At 33.5% G+C, this 19,983-nt stretch carries 13 protein-coding genes; 10 read left to right on the top strand and 3 right to left on the bottom strand.

Annotated features, from left to right (window positions below):
- Positions 1 to 55: 55 nt before the first annotated feature.
- Positions 56 to 1,243, bottom strand: coding sequence for an alanine racemase (alr, locus tag TERY_RS07340; protein WP_011611239.1), 1,188 nt, complete (start codon positions 1,241 to 1,243; stop codon positions 56 to 58).
- A gap of 592 nt (positions 1,244 to 1,835) precedes the next feature.
- Between alr and TERY_RS07335 the strand changes: the two genes are divergently transcribed.
- The 9 genes from TERY_RS07335 to TERY_RS07295 all read left to right on the top strand — a co-directional run bounded on the left by TERY_RS07335 (position 1,836) and on the right by TERY_RS07295 (position 13,840).
- Positions 1,836 to 2,333 carry an HNH endonuclease gene (locus tag TERY_RS07335; protein ID WP_044136556.1) on the top strand — a complete coding sequence of 166 codons (498 nt, stop codon included), beginning with the start codon at positions 1,836 to 1,838 and terminating at the stop codon, positions 2,331 to 2,333.
- A gap of 885 nt (positions 2,334 to 3,218) precedes the next feature.
- Positions 3,219 to 3,719: a phosphohistidine phosphatase SixA gene (gene sixA, locus TERY_RS07330; protein WP_011611237.1), complete on the top strand. Its 501-nt coding sequence runs from the start codon at positions 3,219 to 3,221 to the stop codon at positions 3,717 to 3,719.
- 97 nt (positions 3,720 to 3,816) lie between these two features.
- Positions 3,817 to 4,968 (top strand): citrate synthase, encoded by a 1,152-nt coding sequence (locus TERY_RS07325; protein WP_011611236.1) that lies wholly within the window; start codon positions 3,817 to 3,819, stop codon positions 4,966 to 4,968.
- Between the two features lie 270 nt (positions 4,969 to 5,238).
- Complete coding sequence (gene nuoH / locus TERY_RS07320) at positions 5,239 to 6,357, top strand: NADH-quinone oxidoreductase subunit NuoH (protein ID WP_011611235.1); 1,119 nt, start codon at positions 5,239 to 5,241, stop codon at positions 6,355 to 6,357.
- A 2,260-nt stretch (positions 6,358 to 8,617) separates the two neighbouring features.
- Positions 8,618 to 9,247: an NAD(P)H-quinone oxidoreductase subunit I gene (gene ndhI / locus TERY_RS07315; protein WP_011611234.1), complete on the top strand. Its 630-nt coding sequence runs from the start codon at positions 8,618 to 8,620 to the stop codon at positions 9,245 to 9,247.
- A gap of 119 nt (positions 9,248 to 9,366) precedes the next feature.
- On the top strand, positions 9,367 to 9,990 hold the full coding sequence (locus TERY_RS07310; protein ID WP_011611233.1) for an NADH-quinone oxidoreductase subunit J: 624 nt from the start codon (positions 9,367 to 9,369) through the stop codon (positions 9,988 to 9,990).
- Between the two features lie 40 nt (positions 9,991 to 10,030).
- Positions 10,031 to 10,342, top strand: coding sequence for an NADH-quinone oxidoreductase subunit NuoK (gene nuoK, locus TERY_RS07305; protein ID WP_044137249.1), 312 nt, complete (start codon positions 10,031 to 10,033; stop codon positions 10,340 to 10,342).
- 1,147 nt (positions 10,343 to 11,489) lie between these two features.
- Entirely contained in the window at positions 11,490 to 11,690 is a 201-nt protein-coding gene (locus tag TERY_RS07300) for a hypothetical protein (protein ID WP_011611231.1), read from the top strand.
- A gap of 878 nt (positions 11,691 to 12,568) precedes the next feature.
- Positions 12,569 to 13,840, top strand: coding sequence for a ribulose bisphosphate carboxylase small subunit (locus tag TERY_RS07295; protein ID WP_011611230.1), 1,272 nt, complete (start codon positions 12,569 to 12,571; stop codon positions 13,838 to 13,840).
- Between the two features lie 1,650 nt (positions 13,841 to 15,490).
- Here the strand turns inward: TERY_RS07295 and TERY_RS07290 are convergent.
- Entirely contained in the window at positions 15,491 to 16,159 is a 669-nt protein-coding gene (locus tag TERY_RS07290) for a hypothetical protein (RefSeq protein WP_044136555.1), read from the bottom strand.
- On the bottom strand, positions 16,114 to 16,620 hold the full coding sequence (coaD, locus tag TERY_RS07285; protein WP_011611228.1) for a pantetheine-phosphate adenylyltransferase: 507 nt from the start codon (positions 16,618 to 16,620) through the stop codon (positions 16,114 to 16,116). Before coaD ends, TERY_RS07290 begins: the two co-directional genes overlap by 46 nt.
- 93 nt (positions 16,621 to 16,713) lie before the next feature.
- Here coaD and TERY_RS07280 point away from each other — a divergent pair, with 93 nt between their 5' ends.
- Entirely contained in the window at positions 16,714 to 18,795 is a 2,082-nt protein-coding gene (locus TERY_RS07280; protein WP_011611227.1) for a RecQ family ATP-dependent DNA helicase, read from the top strand.
- Positions 18,796 to 19,983 lie beyond the last annotated feature (1,188 nt).

The raw sequence follows: 19,983 nt of genomic DNA, 5'->3' as shown, positions 1-19,983 counted from the left end.
CATCTGCCTGAGCACAGTCAATACTCATAACTGATAACTCTCCCTAATTTAATTTCTAAACTGCTACCCGAGGCAACCTATTTTTAAAACCACAAAGAATTTCCCAAGAAATAGTTCCTAGAGTATTTGCCCAGTTTTCAGCAGAAATTTGATGTTTACCAACTTGCCCTAACAAAGTTACCACTTCACCCGTTTCTAGATCAGGAATAGCACTTACATCTAACATCAACTGATCCATAGTAATAGCTCCTACTTGAGGAATTAGTCGATCGCGTACAATGACTTTCATCCTATTAGAAAGGTTACGAGGTAAACCGTCAGCATAACCAATACCCACCACTGCCAAACGCATCTGTTTTGGAGCAATAAACTGATAACCATAACTCACACCAGTACCAGCTTCAATAGTTTTGACTTGTGTCACCCTAGCTTTTACTTGCATAACAGGCTTTAAATTAATTTTATCCTGTAGATGAGGTGCCGGATACAGGCCATAAATAGCTAAACCTACTCGTACCATATCGTAGTGTAAAGCAGGGTCAGTTAACGTCGCCGCCGAATTAGCTAAATGAAGTTGTATATCACTAGAAAAACTTTTTCCACCAATACCACAAAGACCTATTGCTTCCTCAAACCTTTGATGCTGCTGCTTCATCACCGTTTGGTCTAAGTTATCCGCCGTCGCTAAGTGGGAATAAATACTAGCAATTTTTAAATTTGGTAACCCCTGCACAAATTTTACAAATTCTACCGCCTGTTGCCAAGGTGTTCCCAAACGAGACATTCCTGTATCCAACTTAAGATGTACTAGCATTGGTTCAGTTTGGTAGGAAAGAGTTTCTGAAAAAACTAAAGCTTGTTGAGGTGTACAAATAGTTGGTTCTAGTTGCCAGTGAGCGATCGCCCGAATTTGTTCAGGTCGGTCTATTGCTCCTAAAATTAAAATTGGTGGTTTAATTCCAGCTAACCTTAATTCTATTCCCTCTGGCAGTGTGGCTACTGCCAACCTATCTACACCAGCTTCTAAAATAGTTTTAGAGATCTTAGACGCTCCATGTCCATAAGCATCTGCCTTTACTACTCCCATTAGTTGAGTTTTAGCTGATAAAAGACTCTTAAGTTGTTGGACATTATAGCTCAATGCCCGATCATTAATTTCTACCCATGCTCTTTGACAAATACCTCCATAAGCATCACTTTCTAGTGCTAGAGTCTTAAAAGAAGTCTTTTCTCTACTCAACATTTTTATCCATCCCTTAACTAGTGCCTTTGCGTAAATAAAATTATCTACTCCCAAAATTTACACTCATCAGGATATATCTAGAGCGTGTGCGATAGTTAACCCCCTCCAAGCTCCACATTAAATTTGTATAGCATCACCAGAGTAAAGCTGTTGCAGGTATTGTTTTGCTCTTTGAATAAGATGCTTATAGGTGATAGTTTGAAGCATATTGTCTACTCGCTCCCTGCACCGTAACAACACCAATGTCCATTTTTTGATGTTGCTTAACTTACAACCAGCCATATATTTTGATAGCTTTTAGTTCTTCCTTGGGCGGGAATGTTACTTAGTTAAACAATTTACTAACCATACAAGTTCTTACTTCACTTTTTTTAGCCATTGTCAAATAATTGATCAAATTTTCAAGAAAACCCTTTTAAAGCCATATAGTTATATATCATTAATTTGAAAAAGAAATGTTTTTTTGAAAAAACAAAAACATAAGTTATTCCACTTATAAACTTGATAGAAAACTGCTGAAATCTCAACTTTTGTGCTTAAGGACGTCAAATATGCTAATATCTGAGAAAATATCCTCTTTTCAGAAATGTCAATGGCCAATGTTTTAGTGTTGAACGCTTCTTATGAACCGCTCAATATCACGAGTTGGCGACGAGCGATCGTCTTGTTGCTCAAAGGTAAAGCGGAGCAAATTGAACATAAGGGAATATATCTTCTCCCAGATATTCCCTTACCTACAGTCATCCGACTGCGCTATTATATCCGAGTTCCGTACAAAGATATTCCTTTGACGCGTCGAAATGTTTTCCACCGAGATGGTCATTCTTGTCAATACTGTGGTTATATGGGTGATGATTTAACTTTAGATCACGTAATACCGCGATCGCGTGGTGGTGGTGATACTTGGGAAAACCTCGTAACGGCTTGTGTCCGTTGCAATGTACAAAAAGGAAGTCGGACCCCAAAAGAAGCTAATATGATTTTGGACTGCCCTCCTCGAAAACCTCGCAGTGGTCTTTACTTTGAATTAACTAAACATGTTAAAAGTGGTATGAATAAAGAATGGCAAAAATATGTTATCGGACTGTAAAACCCCTGCCTGTTTAAGGGCAGGGTTTTTTGTATCAAAAATAACAATCTGTTTTTGAGTTGTCAGCTACCAGTGAATTAATAATAGAGTTGTTGGGAATGAAGCCCAAAAAATAGCTAAAACCCAAAACAAGTTCAGGTTTAAGTGTACTTTTAAGGCTTAAAATTATGAAAACCATTAAGAGTAAGCTTTTAAGTATTTTCAATTTTCCTACACCCAACAACTCTAATACTTATTTGCACAGCCAGAGGTGACAAAGTATAAAATTTTCTTTTTTTATCCCTTAAAAGGCGAGGCTATTGACCTGATTTGTTAGTCATGATTAAATTAAGGTAAGTATTCAGGTTTTTTACTTTTAAAAGTATTTAAAAAACGACTAAGATTAGAGTCCTGAAAAATTTAATTCATAACTTTTAATTCTTTTTGTAGACTAAATTCTTTCCTTGATATGCAACTCAAGTTAATAACTTATATCATGTCTCTTTGAATACTCACTGTGAAAAAAAATAGGAATTTAGGAATTGGAAAAAAGTTATTAAATGATGTGAAAAAAGTATTTTTATTATGGCTAATTTATGATACTTTGAGACTTAATATAATATTATTATAGATCATAACTGAAGAATAGATGGAAAAAATTAGAATTGCTATAAATTGTGTTCTTAATTGCTATTTAGATCTTAAAGGTGATCATTTTAAGGATAACAAAACTTTTTCTTTTTATTCAATCAATTTATTTTAAATCTAGGTAATTTTTAATTGCTAAACTTTGTTGATTCAATATTAATTTATTCTTACTTACCAATCTAATTTTTTATGCTGCAAAGTTTGACTGTTATCCAATAAAATGATGGTGAAAACACCATATAAGAAAAAAGTGTGATTATGAGTACAAATGTTTATTTTATCCGTCACGGTATAGCTGCTGATAGAGAAAATTATGCCACAGATGGAGAACGTCCTTTGACAGAAATAGGCGATCGCAAAACCCACAAAATTGCTCAAAAACTCAAACAATTAGGTCTTCATTTCAACTTAATTCTGACCAGTCCCTTAGTTAGAGCAAATCAAACAGCTAAAATTCTTCAAGCTCATAAATTAAGTTCCAAAGTAGAAGAATTTTCACCTTTAGCCCCTAGTGGAAATATTAATCTCTGGTTACAATGGCTAGAACGATGGTCACCTCAATCAAATAAAGAATTAGCCATGGTAGGCCATCAACCAAACTTAGCAAACTGGGCAGAAATTCTAATCTGGGGAGAAGTAAAACAAGTATTAATACTCAAAAAAGCTGGTATAATAGGAACTTCATTACCAGAAATTGGTTCACCAGTCGGTAATAGTCAAATGTTTTGGTTGACACCCCCAAGATTTATACTGGATTAACTAAAACTATTAATATTTTATTGTTAAAAAAATAACACAACTCAACTACTTGATAATGTAGCTTGAGTATATTCATATCTAAATAAAGGGGATCATCATGTCCGTCGTCTGCATTGAATTTAAGCCTGGTTTAGAAGGTGTTCCTGCTACCCAATCAAGTGTCAGCTACGTCGATGGACAAAAAGGGATATTGGAATACCGAGGCATTAATATTGAAGAATTGGCAAAAAAGAGTTCTTTTCTGGAAGCAGCATATTTGTTAATTTGGGGCAACCTTCCTACTCAAGAAGAATTGCAAAGCTTTGAGCAAGAGATTTGCCTAAACAGAAGAATCAAATATAGAATTCGGGACATGATGAAATGTTTCCCGGAGACTGGACATCCTATGGATGCTCTACAGACTTCAGCAGCAGCTCTGGGTTTATTTTATTCTCGTCGTGCTCTTGATAACCCAGAATATATTAGGAAAGCAGTAGTCAGGCTACTGGCCAATATACCCACAATGGTAGCTGCCTTTGAGTTAATGCGTAAAGGTAACGATCCTGTAAAGCCAAGGGATGACTTGGGCTATGCAGCCAACTTTTTGTATATGCTCAATGAAAGAGAACCCGATCCATTAGCAGCAAAAGTATTTGATATTTGTCTGACTCTTCATGCTGAACATACTATTAATGCTTCTACATTCTCAGCAATGGTAACTGCTTCTACCTTAACTGATCCCTACGGAGTTATAGCTTCAGCAGTGGGAACTCTTGCCGGTCCACTACATGGGGGGGCAAATGAAGATGTAATTAGTATGTTGTCTGAAATTGGTTCGGTAGAAAATGTTAAACCATATTTAAAACGATGTTTTGAGACTAAGGCCAAAATTGCGGGTTTTGGTCACCGAGTCTATAAAGTAAAAGATCCAAGAGCTATCATCCTTCAGGAACTAGCAGTAGATTTATTTGAAAAGTTTGGCGACGACAAGTATTATCAGATAGCTCTAGAAATGGAAAAGGTGGTAGAGGAAAAACTAGGTCACAAAGGAATTTACCCAAATGTGGATTTTTATTCTGGTCTTGTTTATCGGAAATTAGGTATTCCTAGCGATTTATTTACCCCTGTATTTGCCATTGCTCGTGTGGCTGGTTGGTTAGCTCACTGGAAAGAGCAATTAGCAGCCAATCGAATTTTCCGTCCTACACAAATTTATTCCGGAGATCATAATATTGCTTATACTTCCCTTGAAGAGCGAGCCTTAATCTAATTCTTTATGTTGTATTAAGTGCAAACAAGATTAAGCAATTCATGCCAGGAACCTGTGAGAATTGCCTAATTTCAAGGGTTTAGGATAGGAAAATTAGCTGTCTTAACTTGTATAACAAACTGGCTGCAGTGGCCATCTTTTTGTTAGCATAACTCTTAACAAACATTAACCTAATGAACTGTACATCCCTTTGAAGGATCTGCACTGATTACATTAGTAACCCATTTTACTCAAAATTAACTTTCTCTAAAATAAATAAACAAATTGTAAATGAATTCAGGAATTGATCTACAAAGAACATTTATTCAAGCCCTTGTAGATTTGGGCTTATCCTCAGAAATAGCTAAAACTCTGTGGTTACCATTCCCTATGTTATTAATGATTGTTGTTGCTACTGTTGGCGTTTTAGTAACAGTGTGGCTAGAGCGAAAAATCTCTGCAGCGGCGCAACAAAGAATTGGCCCTGAATTCATGGGCCCTTTAGGTACTCTCGCACCTCTTGCTGATGGTTTGAAGCTACTTTTCAAAGAGGACGTTGTTCCGGCCAAAGCAGATCCCTTACTATTCACATTGGGGCCTGTAATTGTAGCTGTACCCGTGTTTCTTTCCTACTTAGTAGTGCCATTTGGACAAAACTTAGTAATTACAGACCTTGGGGTAGCAATATTTTTGTGGATTGCTCTTTCGAGCATTCAACCCATTGGACTACTCATGTCTGGCTATGCTTCTAATAATAAATATTCTCTACTTGGAGGTCTACGAGCAGCAGCACAATCTATCAGTTATGAAATTCCTTTGGCTTTGGCTGTATTGGCAGTAGCGATGATGTCCAACAGTCTCAGTACAATTGATATTGTTGAACAACAATCAAGCTATGGTATTCTGGGATGGAATATCTGGAGACAACCACTAGGGTTCATAATTTTCTGGATAGCGGTCTTGGCTGAATGTGAACGTCTTCCTTTTGATCTTCCAGAAGCAGAAGAAGAATTGGTAGCTGGATATCAAACTGAATATACTGGCATGAAATTTGCTCTGTATTACTTAGCCTCCTATGTCAATTTAGTTTTATCTTCTCTACTTGTAGCGGTTTTATACCTGGGCGGTTGGGAGTCTCCACTTCCAGTAGAACTTATATCTAATTGGTTTGGGGTCAGTGAAACAACTCCTTGGTTACAGATAACCAACGCTACTTTGGGTATTATCATGACGTTACTCAAAACTTATTTGCTTGTATTTATAGCAGTTCTGTTACGTTGGACATTACCAAGGGTAAGAATTGACCAATTATTAGACTTGGGTTGGAAGTTCTTATTGCCAGTAGCTTTAGTTAATTTGCTATTAACTGCTGCCTTAAAGTTAACCTTTCCATTTGCCTTTGGCGGTTGATATCCTCCTAAGATTGCGCATAAGGAACAACGAGGAATTCCTAAACCTCAAAATCTAGGTTGATTTTTCTCGCGCAACTGCCTGAAGAAATTTTCTGTAATTTTAGTTGGTATACAGCCAACTGGTAGTTGCCTACCCCATCTTATAGGTAATGTTTAAGCAGATTTAGTTAGATAAACTTGGCCATTTATTCTCTTAAATTTAGCCCTAGTAAACTCTGTGTTACTACTATTAAGTTTTTTATTGAAATTAGGGTATCTAGTCCATCATCAGAAACAGATTTTTCTGCTCAGGAGTAGGTCTAAGCAATACTTGTCTGCTTTTTAAATTATTGCTCGAAAGATTGTATCTAAAGTTTTGCCCTTCTGGGCTGAGTTTTTGGTTTATTTTATTCTAATAAATATGTTACGCTAAAAAGCTATTAAAGTTTAAGATTATAACTCGCAATTATTTAACTATCGTATCTCTCCAAAAACAGGAAAAAAATACCGAGAGCACAAAACTATTTGGTTGTGTCCGTTTTCTCTAACGTAATAGCCTAGATTTCTAACTATGAAAAGTATAAATTACTAGAGAATAAGCCTGTTAACTCTCTCACTACAAAAATAGTTGATTATTTAAGCTAAAAACACCGAAGATAGAGAATGGTTATTAAAAGTTTCTAAATTACTATTGCAGCAATCTTTAAATGATTTAAACCCTAGGTGCATTTCCCTTCGGAATACTACAGAAATATGTTTCTCAGTAACCACAACTTTTCGTTGCTCAAAAACTTTTTCAATTAATAAAAGATAAGAGAAAAGGTAAACTTGTAATCGTACCTGAATTTATGGATTAAAAATTTAAAATAACCTGCAAAATTTACAAAATAAAGGTTCAAAGTTGTTTAAAATAAAGTTATTAGCAATCCTAAAGTAGGAAAACTAAAAATATTTTTGTCTAGGGAAGTAATTACTAAACCTAAATATCTGACAGATTATAAAGCAGTAATTTTAAAAATGCTGCCAAAATTCAGCTAATAGATATTTTCTGACTTTTGTATTAAAAACTTTACCATAAATTTTGCCTAAAACTGATAATTTACAATAGTAATTATTTAGGAATTAAAACTTTTGCTACCTTAAGGATGCCTTAATCCAATGTCTGTACATGGTCAAAAAATTGATACTCTTAAACTATATAAAGAAATAAATCAAAAAGTAAGATTTTTTCCTAGGTTATGTCAGTAAAATATAAAAGTTACGAAGCACGAAAGTTAAGTAAATTATTATCTCAAAAAAACTCAAGGATCTAAAAGGTATAAAAATCCACGAGTGAAACTTCCTAAATTGCACCCTAAACTTAAGAATATAAAAATTGATTTTCTAGATAAATTATCTGTTGAAATTCAGCTAACTTCCAAAAAATTGTTTTAGAAGTATGATATGTATATGGAGTCAAAAAAGTAAGCAACCCTTCTTGCTAGCCTCCCAGGAGGAATTAGGGGTGGGTTAGTGATCTAGGTTAGCGACCCATAGGAACATTTTTAATGGAATTGCAGAAAAATATAGTCATAATTTTAGAGTAATTAGGAGGTGAGAACCTACTTCTCAAATTTGCTCTAGTTGGTGAAGAAAAGGAAAGTTAGAAATTTGAGTCAGGGAATAGTTCTGTCTTAAAAGTGAATAGTAAGTAGGACCGCTTGGGAAAATGCACCAACAAATATTTTAGTCTAAAGCGGGTAGCCTAAGACATTAAATGCACACACTGGGCAAGCATCAACCATCTTGCTTCGTTCCTACCGAGGAAATGGGGGAATAGGTTGGGGTGGGTGCAGCAGCATAAGAAATATTAAACCGCATCGCAGCTTCGGGCCTTTAATCTCCCTATGCTTCTAGGCTGAGGTGAAGGTTAACCTTTAATTATTTAGGAAAGATACGTTAACATATCTATGTGTTAAACCTCAATATTGATTAGTAATATTGATTAGTTTTCCCATAGGGCGCTTCTTTGAAGGAGAGCACTGCAAAACAACCAACCTTAATAGTAATTACAGAGTACTACTACATATAGTGTATTTTTGGTAATTGTTTTATATATTTACACTCTATATACTTCCTTTGTGTAAGTTCTGGTTAAGATAAATTGACAACATACTGAGTTAAGAAGCAAAGCATAGTTGTTGTAAAAATTTAATATTAGTAGGATGTTAACTAACAAAATTTATCTCTAACATCAAATAAAGTTTAAATTGTCACTCTAAGTTTTATAAAGCAAAACCATGTTCAAATTCCTCAAACAAGTAAGTGATTACGCAAAAGAAACTTTTCAATCAGCGAAATATATTGGTCAAGGTTTATCTGTAACTTTTGACCACATGAGCCGTCGGCCTGTTACTGTACAGTACCCTTATGAAAAGCTGATTCCTTCTGAAAGATTTCGAGGTAGAATTCACTTTGAATATGACAAGTGTATTGCTTGTGAAGTTTGTGTAAGGGTTTGTCCAATTAATTTACCTGTAGTAGATTGGGAATTTAACAAAGAAACCAAAAAGAAAAAGCTTAAGCATTACAGTATTGATTTTGGAGTTTGTATATTCTGTGGTAACTGTGTAGAATATTGCCCTAGTAACTGTCTATCTATGACAGAAGAGTATGAGTTAGCAGCTTATGATCGCCATGAGTTAAATTATGATAATGTGGCTCTGGGTAGACTACCATATAAGGTGACAAATGACCCAATGGTTACTCCTATGAGAGAACTAGCTTATTTGCCTAAAGGAGTTATTGACCCTCATACAGTTCCTCATACTTCACGTCGTGCTGGTCTGCGCCCTGAAGAAATTCTGGAACAAATAGAAGCAGAAAAAACAGCCGCAGAAAAAACAGCCGCAGAAATAACAGACAAATAGTTATTAGTTATTAGTTATTAGTTTAGAGAGGTTTAAATTGATTTTTAGCCACGACCAACTAATAACTACCAGCTAAAAAAATATAATTCAAAGTTTAAGTATCTCTAAAGGAATAAAAAGTGGATTTAGCGCAAGGAGTTCAATTCGTTTCATTTGTTATATTAGCTGTAATGATGATTGCGGCTGCTTTGGGAGTAGTATTATTTTCTAATATTGTCCACTCAGCGTTTTTGCTGGGTGGAGTATTTATGAGCATTTCTGGTTTATATCTTTTGTTAAATGCTGACTTTGTAGCTACTGCCCAGGTTTTGATTTATGTTGGGGCTGTTAATGTCCTGATTTTATTTGCGATTATGCTTGTAAACAAACGAGAAGATTTTAAAGCTTTGCCTAATGCTTGGTTTAGAAAGGTAGCTACAGGTTTAGTTTGTTTTGGTTTGTTTGCTTTACTGAGTACAATGGTATTGTCTAGTTCCTGGTCAATTCCTGTTGTTGGAAATGCTACTAGAGAAAGTTCAATTGTGTTAATTGGTAAACACTTTTTTACAGATTTTTTACTCCCTTTTGAACTTGCTTCTGTGTGTTTGTTAATAGCAATGGTGGGAGCTATTATTTTAGCTCGTCGAGATATTTTGCCTGATGAAGTACCAACTAATGTATCTCAAACACCTGTTTTAAGTTTGCCAGAACGTCCTCGTGAATTAGTTTCAAGTCTTGGTGAAAGTTCTGCTCAAATCAAATAGGGTTAAAATAATTTGTTAAATTGAAATGGTTGATAAGTTTATGCAATTACAACTGGAATATTTTTTGTTGTTGGCAGCAGCACTTTTTTGTATAGGAATTTATGGCTTAGTTACCAGTCGTAATGCAGTTAGGGTGCTAATGTCTATTGAGTTACTTCTCAATGCTGTTAATTTGAATTTGATGGGTTTTTCTAATTTTCTAGATTCTCAAAATATTAAAGGTCAGGTTTTTACTGTCTTTGTCATGACGGTTGCTGCTGCTGAAGCTGCTGTGGGTTTGGCTATAGTTTTAGCAATTTATCGTAACCGTGATACGGTGGATATGGAAGAATTTAACTTATTAAAGTGGTAATCATAGCACTGGGAAATGTTTGTGTTTGAAGAGTTTTTAACATTTCCCAATTCCTTTTGATATAGTTATTTTACTGTTTGAATAATTTTTTTTTCCGATAATTGGGGTCTAGTACCATTCATCAAAAACTTTTGAACGTAAATTTTTAGTCGGGGACTTAGCTCTTACTCTGACGGTGCAGTAATATTAGTCCCTAAGCTTTCCTAGGAGGGAAAGAGGGGTTGCATACAATCTCGCTCGGTACAATATAAAAATAATTAACATTAATTTGCCTCAATTTAGCCATCAAGTTATTCAGTCCGTGTTAATTACTTAAATTTATGAAGTTTTGCCTAAGTATAGTATTAACGGATGGGAATTGGTCTCAAGCCTTATCCTTATAATTATTGAAGGGTTTTTAATGCTATTAGCTTTATATGCAGGTTTGATTGATTATAATTTTATTGCTTAATACTAAAATCAAGCTTTTTATATTTATCTATATTCATCTATGAAATGAAAAGATAAGGCATCCAGAATTAGTAGAACCTGTTAGATATCGCTATTTGTACTTACGGAATTGTTATTATAGCATAGATAGGTAGAACAATTTTTAGTCGTATTGGTTGCCTAAACTTATATTGCATATTTATTAGCTCATCTCCCCCTGATTTTTCTTGGGCAAAACAACTAAATTATATGGCCAGGTTTGTTCACTGGGAAAGAGCTTGGGTAGCTATATAAAGATTTTATGGCAACTTTCAAGCTAAGACTACTGGAAAAAAAGGTGATTCTTAAGTTCAAAAAATACTAAGTACGAAGCTGAGTTAAATACAAAGCTATATGTTGCAAAGAGAGACGAGAAAGTAGCAAAAAAACATCCTCATTTCAGCATTAAGGAAAATATCAGCTTATTTGGTGCACGGGGAAAGTAAAACAAGTTCGAGAAATTGGTCTTTGTTTAGATGGGGAAACTCAAGTTAAGTAAGCCGACTTAAAGAAAGAGGAAACTTTCTCTGTGATGTTGCAAGTTCTCTCACTTTAGTGCATGGAGGATGTCAATGAAAAATATTAAGCTTCATTGCTAAACTTCAACAGAGGAAGAATTTCTATGGTACTTTTTGTGATCATAAACAAACTCAAATAATTTAGGGGGGGGGATAAAACTTTGAATTCAGAAATTAAAAAGTATCCATCTTGTTCTTTACATCAAGATGTTAGTGAATATGTGGCTGATTTACAATTTCACATGACTTTACATGCTCGTAATTTAGTTCCTTCTCTTAATCAAATAAAAGATGGTCGTGAGCAAATGTTGCAACAAACTCAAGCTCATTTTGAAAAGTTGATTTCTAGACAGCCTCTTTAATTATTTTTATACTTATTGATTTTTCTGTAAAAACCCAGTTTTGACTAAATTAATTGGGTTTTTTAGTTTGTTTGAACAGTTCAACAACTTTACATTTTATACTACTCATTTGGTACTTTTTACATTGACTTTCTTTTTTACCACATTCGCGATCGCATGGGTGGAATTGATTTCTTTCTCTCACTCTCAAAACTATACTACAGAGCAGACTTATCTAATTTACAGAGAAATTGCACCCATGGGGCAATTTTTCATCTAATTAAGATTGGTTTAAATACCTACCTTATATTAATCTCTGGAAGCTTCACAAGATGAAATATTTCTGTATCGTGACGGGGAAAAATTCCTGAAGATTTGATGTTCTCTGAGCTAGTTAACTATATTGAATAAAAAGTCATACATATATGTATATAGTTACATAATTAGTTATATCACAAAAATTGTGATAATGGAAGAGCAAATCTAATTAACCAGAATGAGCTTCATAAAATGAAAATTCAGTTCTTGGTATATTCTGCTGAGGAGGTATAGATAGAAAGATTTGATCAAGAAAAAACAGTTATTTATTTATGGGAGATTCACAAAATAAAATATCTCTGTATTGTGACTGGGAAAAATTCCTGAAGATAGGTACTAATTCATTTATATTAATTAAATACCTTACTGCATTAATTGTATATGAGTAGTATGATCAACTCAAAGCTTAATGATTCATTATATTGCAGTAGTATAGTTACTTATTTCAAATCAAAACCTAAATGTACAGGATTATTTCTAATTTTTCTGAGTAATTATCTAGATATTCTTTCCTTGTGCTTAATTGTTATCTGTTTTAAATCTGTATCAAACCATTATTTATACTAAAAAAATTAAAATAAATGCCATATTATATATCACCTAGATTCATAGATAAACTAGCAGTACATATTACCAAAAACTTCTTAGAAATCCCCAGAATAAGGGTACCTTTAATAATAGGAATACACGGACGAAAAGGAGAAGGAAAAACATTTCAATGCCAATTAGTTTTTGAGAAAATGGGAATAGAACCTGTCACAATATCTGGTGGAGAATTAGAAAGTAAAGATGCGGGAGATCCTGCACGTTTATTACGTCTACGTTATAGAGAAGCGTCAGAAAAAGTTAAAGTTCAAGGTCGAATGTGTGCTTTATTTATTAATGACTTAGATGCAGGTGCTGGTAGATTTGATGGGGGTACTCAATATACGGTAAATACTCAATTAGTAAATGCTACTTTAATGAATATTGCTGATAACCCTACAAATGTACAATTACCAGGCAGCTACGATGAAACTCCCTTACATCGAATACCAATTATTGTGACTGGAAATGATTTTTCTACTCTTTATGCGCCTTTAATTAGAGATGGTCGAATGGAGAAATTTTATTGGGAACCAAATAGAGAAGATAGAGTTGGCATAGTAGGTAGCATATTTAAAACAGATGAACTTTCTACAGGAGATATTGATAATTTAATAGATGAATTTTCTGACCAGGCTATCGATTTTTTTAGTGCCTTACGAAGTCGGATATATGATGAACAAATTCGTGATTTTATTCACCAAGTAGGAATAGAAAAAATTTCTAGGCGGGTAGTAAATTCTGTAGAAAAGATTCCCGATTTTCCTCAACCTACTTTTAATGTTTCCCGTCTTCTAGAGTATGGAAAAATTATGGTTGGAGAACAAGAACGTATTCGAGAATTGGGTTTAGTAGAAGAATATAATAAATCTCGATTGTTTGGTGTTTTTAAAACAAGTCAACGAGAAAATATTACGCCAAATTCTAATGGATTATTTCCCGAAGTAACTACGGAAAATAAGTTAAATGCAAATCGGATTAATCATAGTATTAAAAGTAGTAATCTTAGTTCAGAAGTGAGGGAAAAAATACAAAAAATTCTCGAAGATGGTGGAAAAATTGGGATGGAATATGCAGATAAACGTAGATATAAAACTGGTTCATGGAAAAGTTGTGGAAAAATAGAGAATGGGGAAGTAAAAGAGGTGATAAATGCTGTAGAAAATTGTTTAGTTAAACATCAAAATGATTATGTTCGTTTGATTGGTATTGATGGGAATGTGAAGCGACGGATAGTTGAGAAAATTATTTATAGGCCCGATATATAATAAATTGATTGATTATTGATCTAAGACTAAAGAATATGTTCAAAATAGGAAATCTAGAAAATTATTTATAGACCCGATATATAATAAAGTGATTGATTATTGATCTAAGACTAAAGAATATGTTCAAAATAGGAAATCTAGTTAATGTGACATATTTTCTGCCTTTTAGGGGCTGATATTTCTACTGAGCTTTCTTCTGGGAATTGATTTTTGAGGGGCTGTTGCGCCACTTTTTTTTGCTTGTGCGCGGGAGTAACTAAGAACTTTGCATGTAATATCTGTAGAGAGAAACAGAAAATTTATAGAGGATGTAGTTGGATATATTTGCCCCTGCTGCTTTCTGCCATGGCGGTGGGTAAAAGGCTAATATGCATGAGCTTGAAGGAGGAAAAACTAGGTATTTTTTCAAGGCAAAAAAAATAAATCTTTGTATATTAGTGATTTTATATTTAATCAGAAAGCTCTAAGAAGATAGTTAAATGAGAATAATTATGAATACAGTTTCATAGTGTGATTTATAAATTTTCTGGGAGAAAAAAGTATCAATAAGGTTAGTCTAAATAAGATAATTATGTTGATGCTCTTAAAATACCTAAAACTGCTGTTAATTTATGATTGATATTTTTTTGAGGCTAAAGTACGTGTATCTTTAATTTGAGTCTGTTTTCTAGTTTTGTTTTTTTAGTCTTAATAATAAATAATCTTTGGTGTATCAACTAACTTCGTGTCTAAACTAGATTTAGTAATTAGTCGGACATAAATAAACGGTACTATGTTAAAAAATGTTCAGGAAGTAAGCAAGCTGTTAACTTATACTCAACTTTTTATGCTAACTTTGCAGCGGAATAAATTGATAATTATCTCGAAACTAATAGATATAAACTAAGAATTTGAGACTCATATCGAAATTAATAGATATAGTTTTTTACTTATAAAATTAGCTAAAATAATGCTATTGAATAAGTTAATATTATTCCGATTTTTATGATTATGTTTTACAAAAAAAGTTGGTTTAAAGAATAGTTCTAGAATTTGGTATTTTTGTTTGTTTTATTTTTTTGAATATATATGTTATTATTGTATTAATTAATTAGTTATGGGTGAGTATCTGAGACAAAAAAACGGGAAAACTAAGAAAGGAGTTTGACTAAGATTAAGTTTTACCTTCCTTCAAAAAATTGTAGGGTATCTAATGAAATATGAACTGGCATCAGAGCTAGGGATAGCAATAAACCTCCCTTAGGCATAATAGCTGAGGGAGGGTGTGAGGGACTAAATTTTATTGTGCGGAATGTAGGATAAATAGGATAGAATAGATATTTATTATTTTGAGTCCGAATAGGTTTAGATTACTTAAATTTGATATAAGTTAACATGAGTTGAGAGAACCTATTTTATTTGATTTTATTTGATTTTATTTTTTGATTCAGTCAATGATATTTGTCCTGAGTATTTGTTTTAAGAGTATTTATATGCTTGGTTTACTTCCTGCAGGACATAATTAGGGCTATTATCAATTAACTTAAACGGTCATTAAGAAATTTTTAGATCTTGTGAATAAATTTAATTTTTGACTTATTTGACTGAGAATAACTGAGTTATTGGGGACTGTAAAACTTGTAAATTGTCAACTAAGTTATCCTTATGCTATTAGTCATTAGTATGATTTAAGGGAGTTCCTAAAGTTCCATCTCCTCCTAGTTGTTGACGGCCATTACGAATAACTTGCAGCATATTTGTTAACTGCTGTTCAATACTATCAAGTACATGGTCAGCATAGTCATCAGCTCCATTCTGAATTTCATCACACTCGGCGATCGCTCTAGCTCTCATTTCTTCAAGTTCTTGTTGAGCTTGATAACGAATTTGTTCAATTTCAGTGATAGTAGCTTGTTGAATTGCTTCACAGTCTAGCTGAACTTGGTTTCTAAGTTGATCTGCTTCTAATTTAGCCTGCTGTACAAGGCCCATTTCATTTAAGATTTGAGAAGCTCGTTGTTCTGCATTTTCAATAATTTCTTCAGCGTAAAGTTCAGCTTCTTGAAATATATCATCTTTATGGCGAACAATCATTTCAGCTTCCTGAAAAGCAACTGGTAAATTCAGGCGTACAATATCTAGTTGGTCTAATAACTGTTCTTCATCTATTAAAGTGCGCCCCACGAAAGGTATTCTAGGACTATCAAGAATAATCTCTTCCAGCCTATTCAGTTCTCGCTGGATATCTACTCCAGGGGAACCACTGGCAGGTTGACTCTCGACATTTTGCCCATTTACCTCTGGTTCAATATTGGCTTTGGCTGAGTTTTGTCGTAACATTTATAAATATCAATAGCAATGTGCTGGGGAACGAGATGATCTACTGAGCCACCAAAAACAGCAATTTCTTTAACTACACTACTACTTAAAAAACTATATTCATTAGAGGTAGCTAAAAAAACTGTCTCTATTTCAGGTGACAAGGTTTTATTAGTATGGGCCATCTGTAATTCTTTTTCAAAATCTGAAAGAACTCGTAGACCTCGAATTAGGACTTTAGCCTGTTGCATTTTTGCATAGTTTACCGCTAAACCATCAAAACTGGCTACCTCTACATTAAGCAGGTGTTTTGTGGAATGACAAATTTGATTCAAACGCTGCTCAATAGTAAATAAAGAGGTCTTACTTTGATTTCGCAGGACAGCTACAATTACTTTTTCAAACAGGTTGCAGCCTCTTTCTATAATATCTATATGACCTAAGGTAATGGGGTCGAAACTGCCTGGATAAATTGCAATCACGGGTCGTATTTAAGAGTTACTAAAGTATTTTAGCAAGGTTTTTCCCAAATTTACTCAACTTTTAAAAGCTGGGTGTTTAATATAAAAATTAATATGATTCAAAAAGAAGCATTATCATTACTAAGGCGGGCTTTAAATAATTCCACAGCTGAATTTCGTGATGGTCAATGGGAGGCTATTGCAGCTATTACGGAACATCAAAGCCGTCTTTTAGTTGTGCAACGTACTGGTTGGGGTAAAAGTTTTGTCTATTTTTTAGCTACTCGTTTACTTAGGGATAAAGGTAAGGGTATTACTCTATTAATTTCCCCACTTTTAGCATTAATGCGAAATCAAATTGCTGCTGCCGAACGAATTGGAATTAGGGCTCAAACAATTAATTCTAGTAACAAGGAAGAATGGGAAAAAGTAGAAAATAATTTAATGGTAGGAAAAGTAGATATTTTATTAATTTCTCCTGAAAGATTAGCTAATGAAAACTTCCGAGAAAATATTTTAATTTATATAGCTAAAAATATCGGCTTATTTGTAGTTGATGAAGCTCACTGTATTTCTGATTGGGGACATGATTTTCGTCCTAATTATCGAAGAATTGCGAGAATTTTACAAGCCTTACCAAAAAATATTCCTGTGCTTGCTACTACTGCTACTGCTAATAATCGAGTTGTGGATGATATTACTGTTCAACTAGGTGCAAATCTGAAAATATTTAGGGGTTTATTAACTAGAGATAGCCTCCAATTACAAAATATTTATTTGCCATCTTATTGTGATCGTTTAGGATGGTTAGCAGAACATTTACCTAATATTCCTGGCAGTGGAATTATTTACACTTTAACTGTGAGAGATACGGAAATAGTTGCTAATTGGTTGAAGTCTCAAGGAATAAATGTAGCAGCTTATCATAGTAAGAAAAATACGGAAGAGAAAGAAGAATTAGAACAGCAATTATTGAATAATGAAATTAAAGCATTAATAGCAACTGTAGCTCTAGGAATGGGTTTTGATAAACCAGATTTAGGATTTGTTATTCATTATCAACGTCCTGGATCTGTAGTACATTACTATCAACAAGTAGGTCGTGCTGGTAGGGCAGTAGAAAATGCCTATGGTATTCTTCTAAGTGGTGAAGAAGATAAAGAAATTACTAATTATTTTATTAAAACTGCTTTTCCTCCAGAAGCTCATAATCAGGCAATTTTGGATGCATTAAATCAAGCTGAAGATGGTCTTTCTGTTCCAATGTTAGAGGAAAAGTTGAATCTTACTAATGGGCAAATAAATAAAGTTTTGAAGTTATTATCTATCGAAACTCCATCCCCAATAAAAAAAATACAGTCAAAGTATTATGCTACCCCAATTAATTATCAAACGGACACAGAAAAAATAGCAAGATTGAATGAAATACGCCATCAAGAACAGGATCGAATGTTGGATTATATGCACAGTCAAGAATGTTTAATGCAATTTCTGAGAAAAGAATTAGATGACCCAAATCCTAGCCCTTGTGGTAAATGTGCTATTTGCTTAGGAAAACCACTTTTACCGGGGAATGTTTCCTCAAAGTTTGTGACAGAAGCTGTACAATTTTTACGAACTAGGGAACAAATTATTGAGACGAGGAAAGTCTGGCGGAAGAATGCTTTATTAACTTATAATTTAACAGGCAAAATATCTAAAGATTTACAAGCAGAAATTGGGCGATCGCTTTCTATTTGGAATGATGCTGGTTGGGGCCAATTTGTTGAAAAAGGTAAGTATAAAGATAATCATTTTGAGGATAGCTTAGTTCAAGCTACATACGATATGATTCAACGTTGGCAGCCTCAACCTTTTCCCACTTGGGTTACTTGTATTCCCTCTTTAACACATCCGGAACTTGTTCCTAATTTTGCTCAACGTCTTGCTAAAAAATTAGGTTTACCCTTTGTTCCATGTATTATAAAAATTCGTCAGACTTCACTACAAAAAGACATGACTAATAGTTACCAACAAGCTCATAATTTAGATGGTGCTTTTAAAGTTTATAATTGGGAGGGAATTAGGGGAAATGTATTTTTAGTAGACGATATTGTAGACTCAAGATGGACTTTTACTGTTGTTGCGGCGCTTTTACGAAATGCTGGTTCTGGTAAAGTTTTTCCATTGGCTTTAGCAATAAATAGATTTAAATAAGGAACAAAGAAGACTGAGGTTGGGAGGTAAGCATTTAGCTTTTAGGTATTAGTTATTAGCTAGAATGAGGAGTTATTCTCCCAGAAGAATTAAAAGTTTGACACTGAAAATATCATTAGCTAAGTTTCATTTTTTTGCTTGGCATGACCTAGGAAAAGTTTAGAGCTAACTGCTAATAGTTGAATGCTTAAAATATTAAGGTATTAAGCTATAAAGGCTTGAGTATTTTTTTGATGGAAAAAGTGTCTGGTTTTCGGTATGGAGAATAACCAGTTTGATGCCAATTTAAAAAAAAATGTTATTCTTGGATAAAATTTTAATTATGTTGAATGCATAAAATATTAAGGTATTAAGCTATAAAGGCTTGAGTATTTTTTTGATGGAAAAAGTGTCTGGTTTTCGGTATGGAGAATAACCAGTTTGATGCCAATTTAAAAAAAAATGTTATTCTTGGATAAAATTTTAATTATGTTGAATGCATAAAATATTAAGGTATTAAGCTATAAAGGCTTGAGTATTTTTTTGATGGAAAAAGTGTCTGGTTTTCGGTATGGAGAATAACCAGTTTGATGCCAATTTAAAAAAAAATGTTATTCTTGGATAAAATTTTAATTATGTTGAATGCATAAAATATTAAGGTATTAAGCTATAAAGGCTTGAGTATTTTTTTGATGGAAAAAGTGTCTGGTTTTCGGTATGGAGAATAACCAGTTTGATGCCAATTTAAAAAAAAATGTTATTCTTGGATAAAATTTTAATTATGTTGAATGCATAAAATATTAAGGTATTAAGCTATAAAGGCTTGAGTATTTTTTTGATGGAAAAAGTGTCTGGTTTTCGGTATGGAGAATAACCAGTTTGATGCCAATTTAAAAAAAAATGTTATTCTTGGATAAAATTTTAATTATGTTGAATGCATAAAATATTAAGGTATTAAGCTATAAAGGCTTGAGTATTTTTTTGATGGAAAAAGTGTCTGGTTTTCGGTATGGAGAATAACCAGTTTGATGCCAATTTAAAAAAAAATGTTATTCTTGGATAAAATTTTAATTATTTAGTAATTAATATTGTACCAATAGTTTTTTTTGATAATTAGTATTTCAAAAGCGTGTTAATTGTATAAATGTTTTAGGGAGGTTTTATGTAAGGTCTCTACCTACTCCTGTGCTTCTCTAGTTAAGAAAGTGC

The organism is Trichodesmium erythraeum IMS101 (assembly GCF_000014265.1).
Taxonomy (GTDB): domain Bacteria; phylum Cyanobacteriota; class Cyanobacteriia; order Cyanobacteriales; family Microcoleaceae; genus Trichodesmium; species Trichodesmium erythraeum.
Note: the sequence above shows the minus strand (reverse complement) of the source record. Positions and strands in the feature narration are given on the sequence as shown.

What these genes read in the sequence shown, in the direction of transcription:
- TERY_RS07295 (WP_011611230.1), top strand. Translation starts at nt 12,569, where the DNA reads ATGCCATATTATATATCACCTAGATTCATAGATAAACTAGCAGTACAT.
- ndhI (WP_011611234.1), top strand. Translation starts at nt 8,618, where the DNA reads ATGTTCAAATTCCTCAAACAAGTAAGTGATTACGCAAAAGAAACTTTT.
- TERY_RS07280 (WP_011611227.1), top strand. Translation starts at nt 16,714, where the DNA reads ATGATTCAAAAAGAAGCATTATCATTACTAAGGCGGGCTTTAAATAAT.
- TERY_RS07325 (WP_011611236.1), top strand. Translation starts at nt 3,817, where the DNA reads ATGTCCGTCGTCTGCATTGAATTTAAGCCTGGTTTAGAAGGTGTTCCT.
- nuoH (WP_011611235.1), top strand. Translation starts at nt 5,239, where the DNA reads ATGAATTCAGGAATTGATCTACAAAGAACATTTATTCAAGCCCTTGTA.
- nuoK (WP_044137249.1), top strand. Translation starts at nt 10,031, where the DNA reads ATGCAATTACAACTGGAATATTTTTTGTTGTTGGCAGCAGCACTTTTT.
- alr (WP_011611239.1), bottom strand. Translation starts at nt 1,243, where the DNA reads ATGTTGAGTAGAGAAAAGACTTCTTTTAAGACTCTAGCACTAGAAAGT.
- TERY_RS07335 (WP_044136556.1), top strand. Translation starts at nt 1,836, where the DNA reads ATGGCCAATGTTTTAGTGTTGAACGCTTCTTATGAACCGCTCAATATC.
- TERY_RS07290 (WP_044136555.1), bottom strand. Translation starts at nt 16,159, where the DNA reads ATGTTACGACAAAACTCAGCCAAAGCCAATATTGAACCAGAGGTAAAT.
- sixA (WP_011611237.1), top strand. Translation starts at nt 3,219, where the DNA reads ATGAGTACAAATGTTTATTTTATCCGTCACGGTATAGCTGCTGATAGA.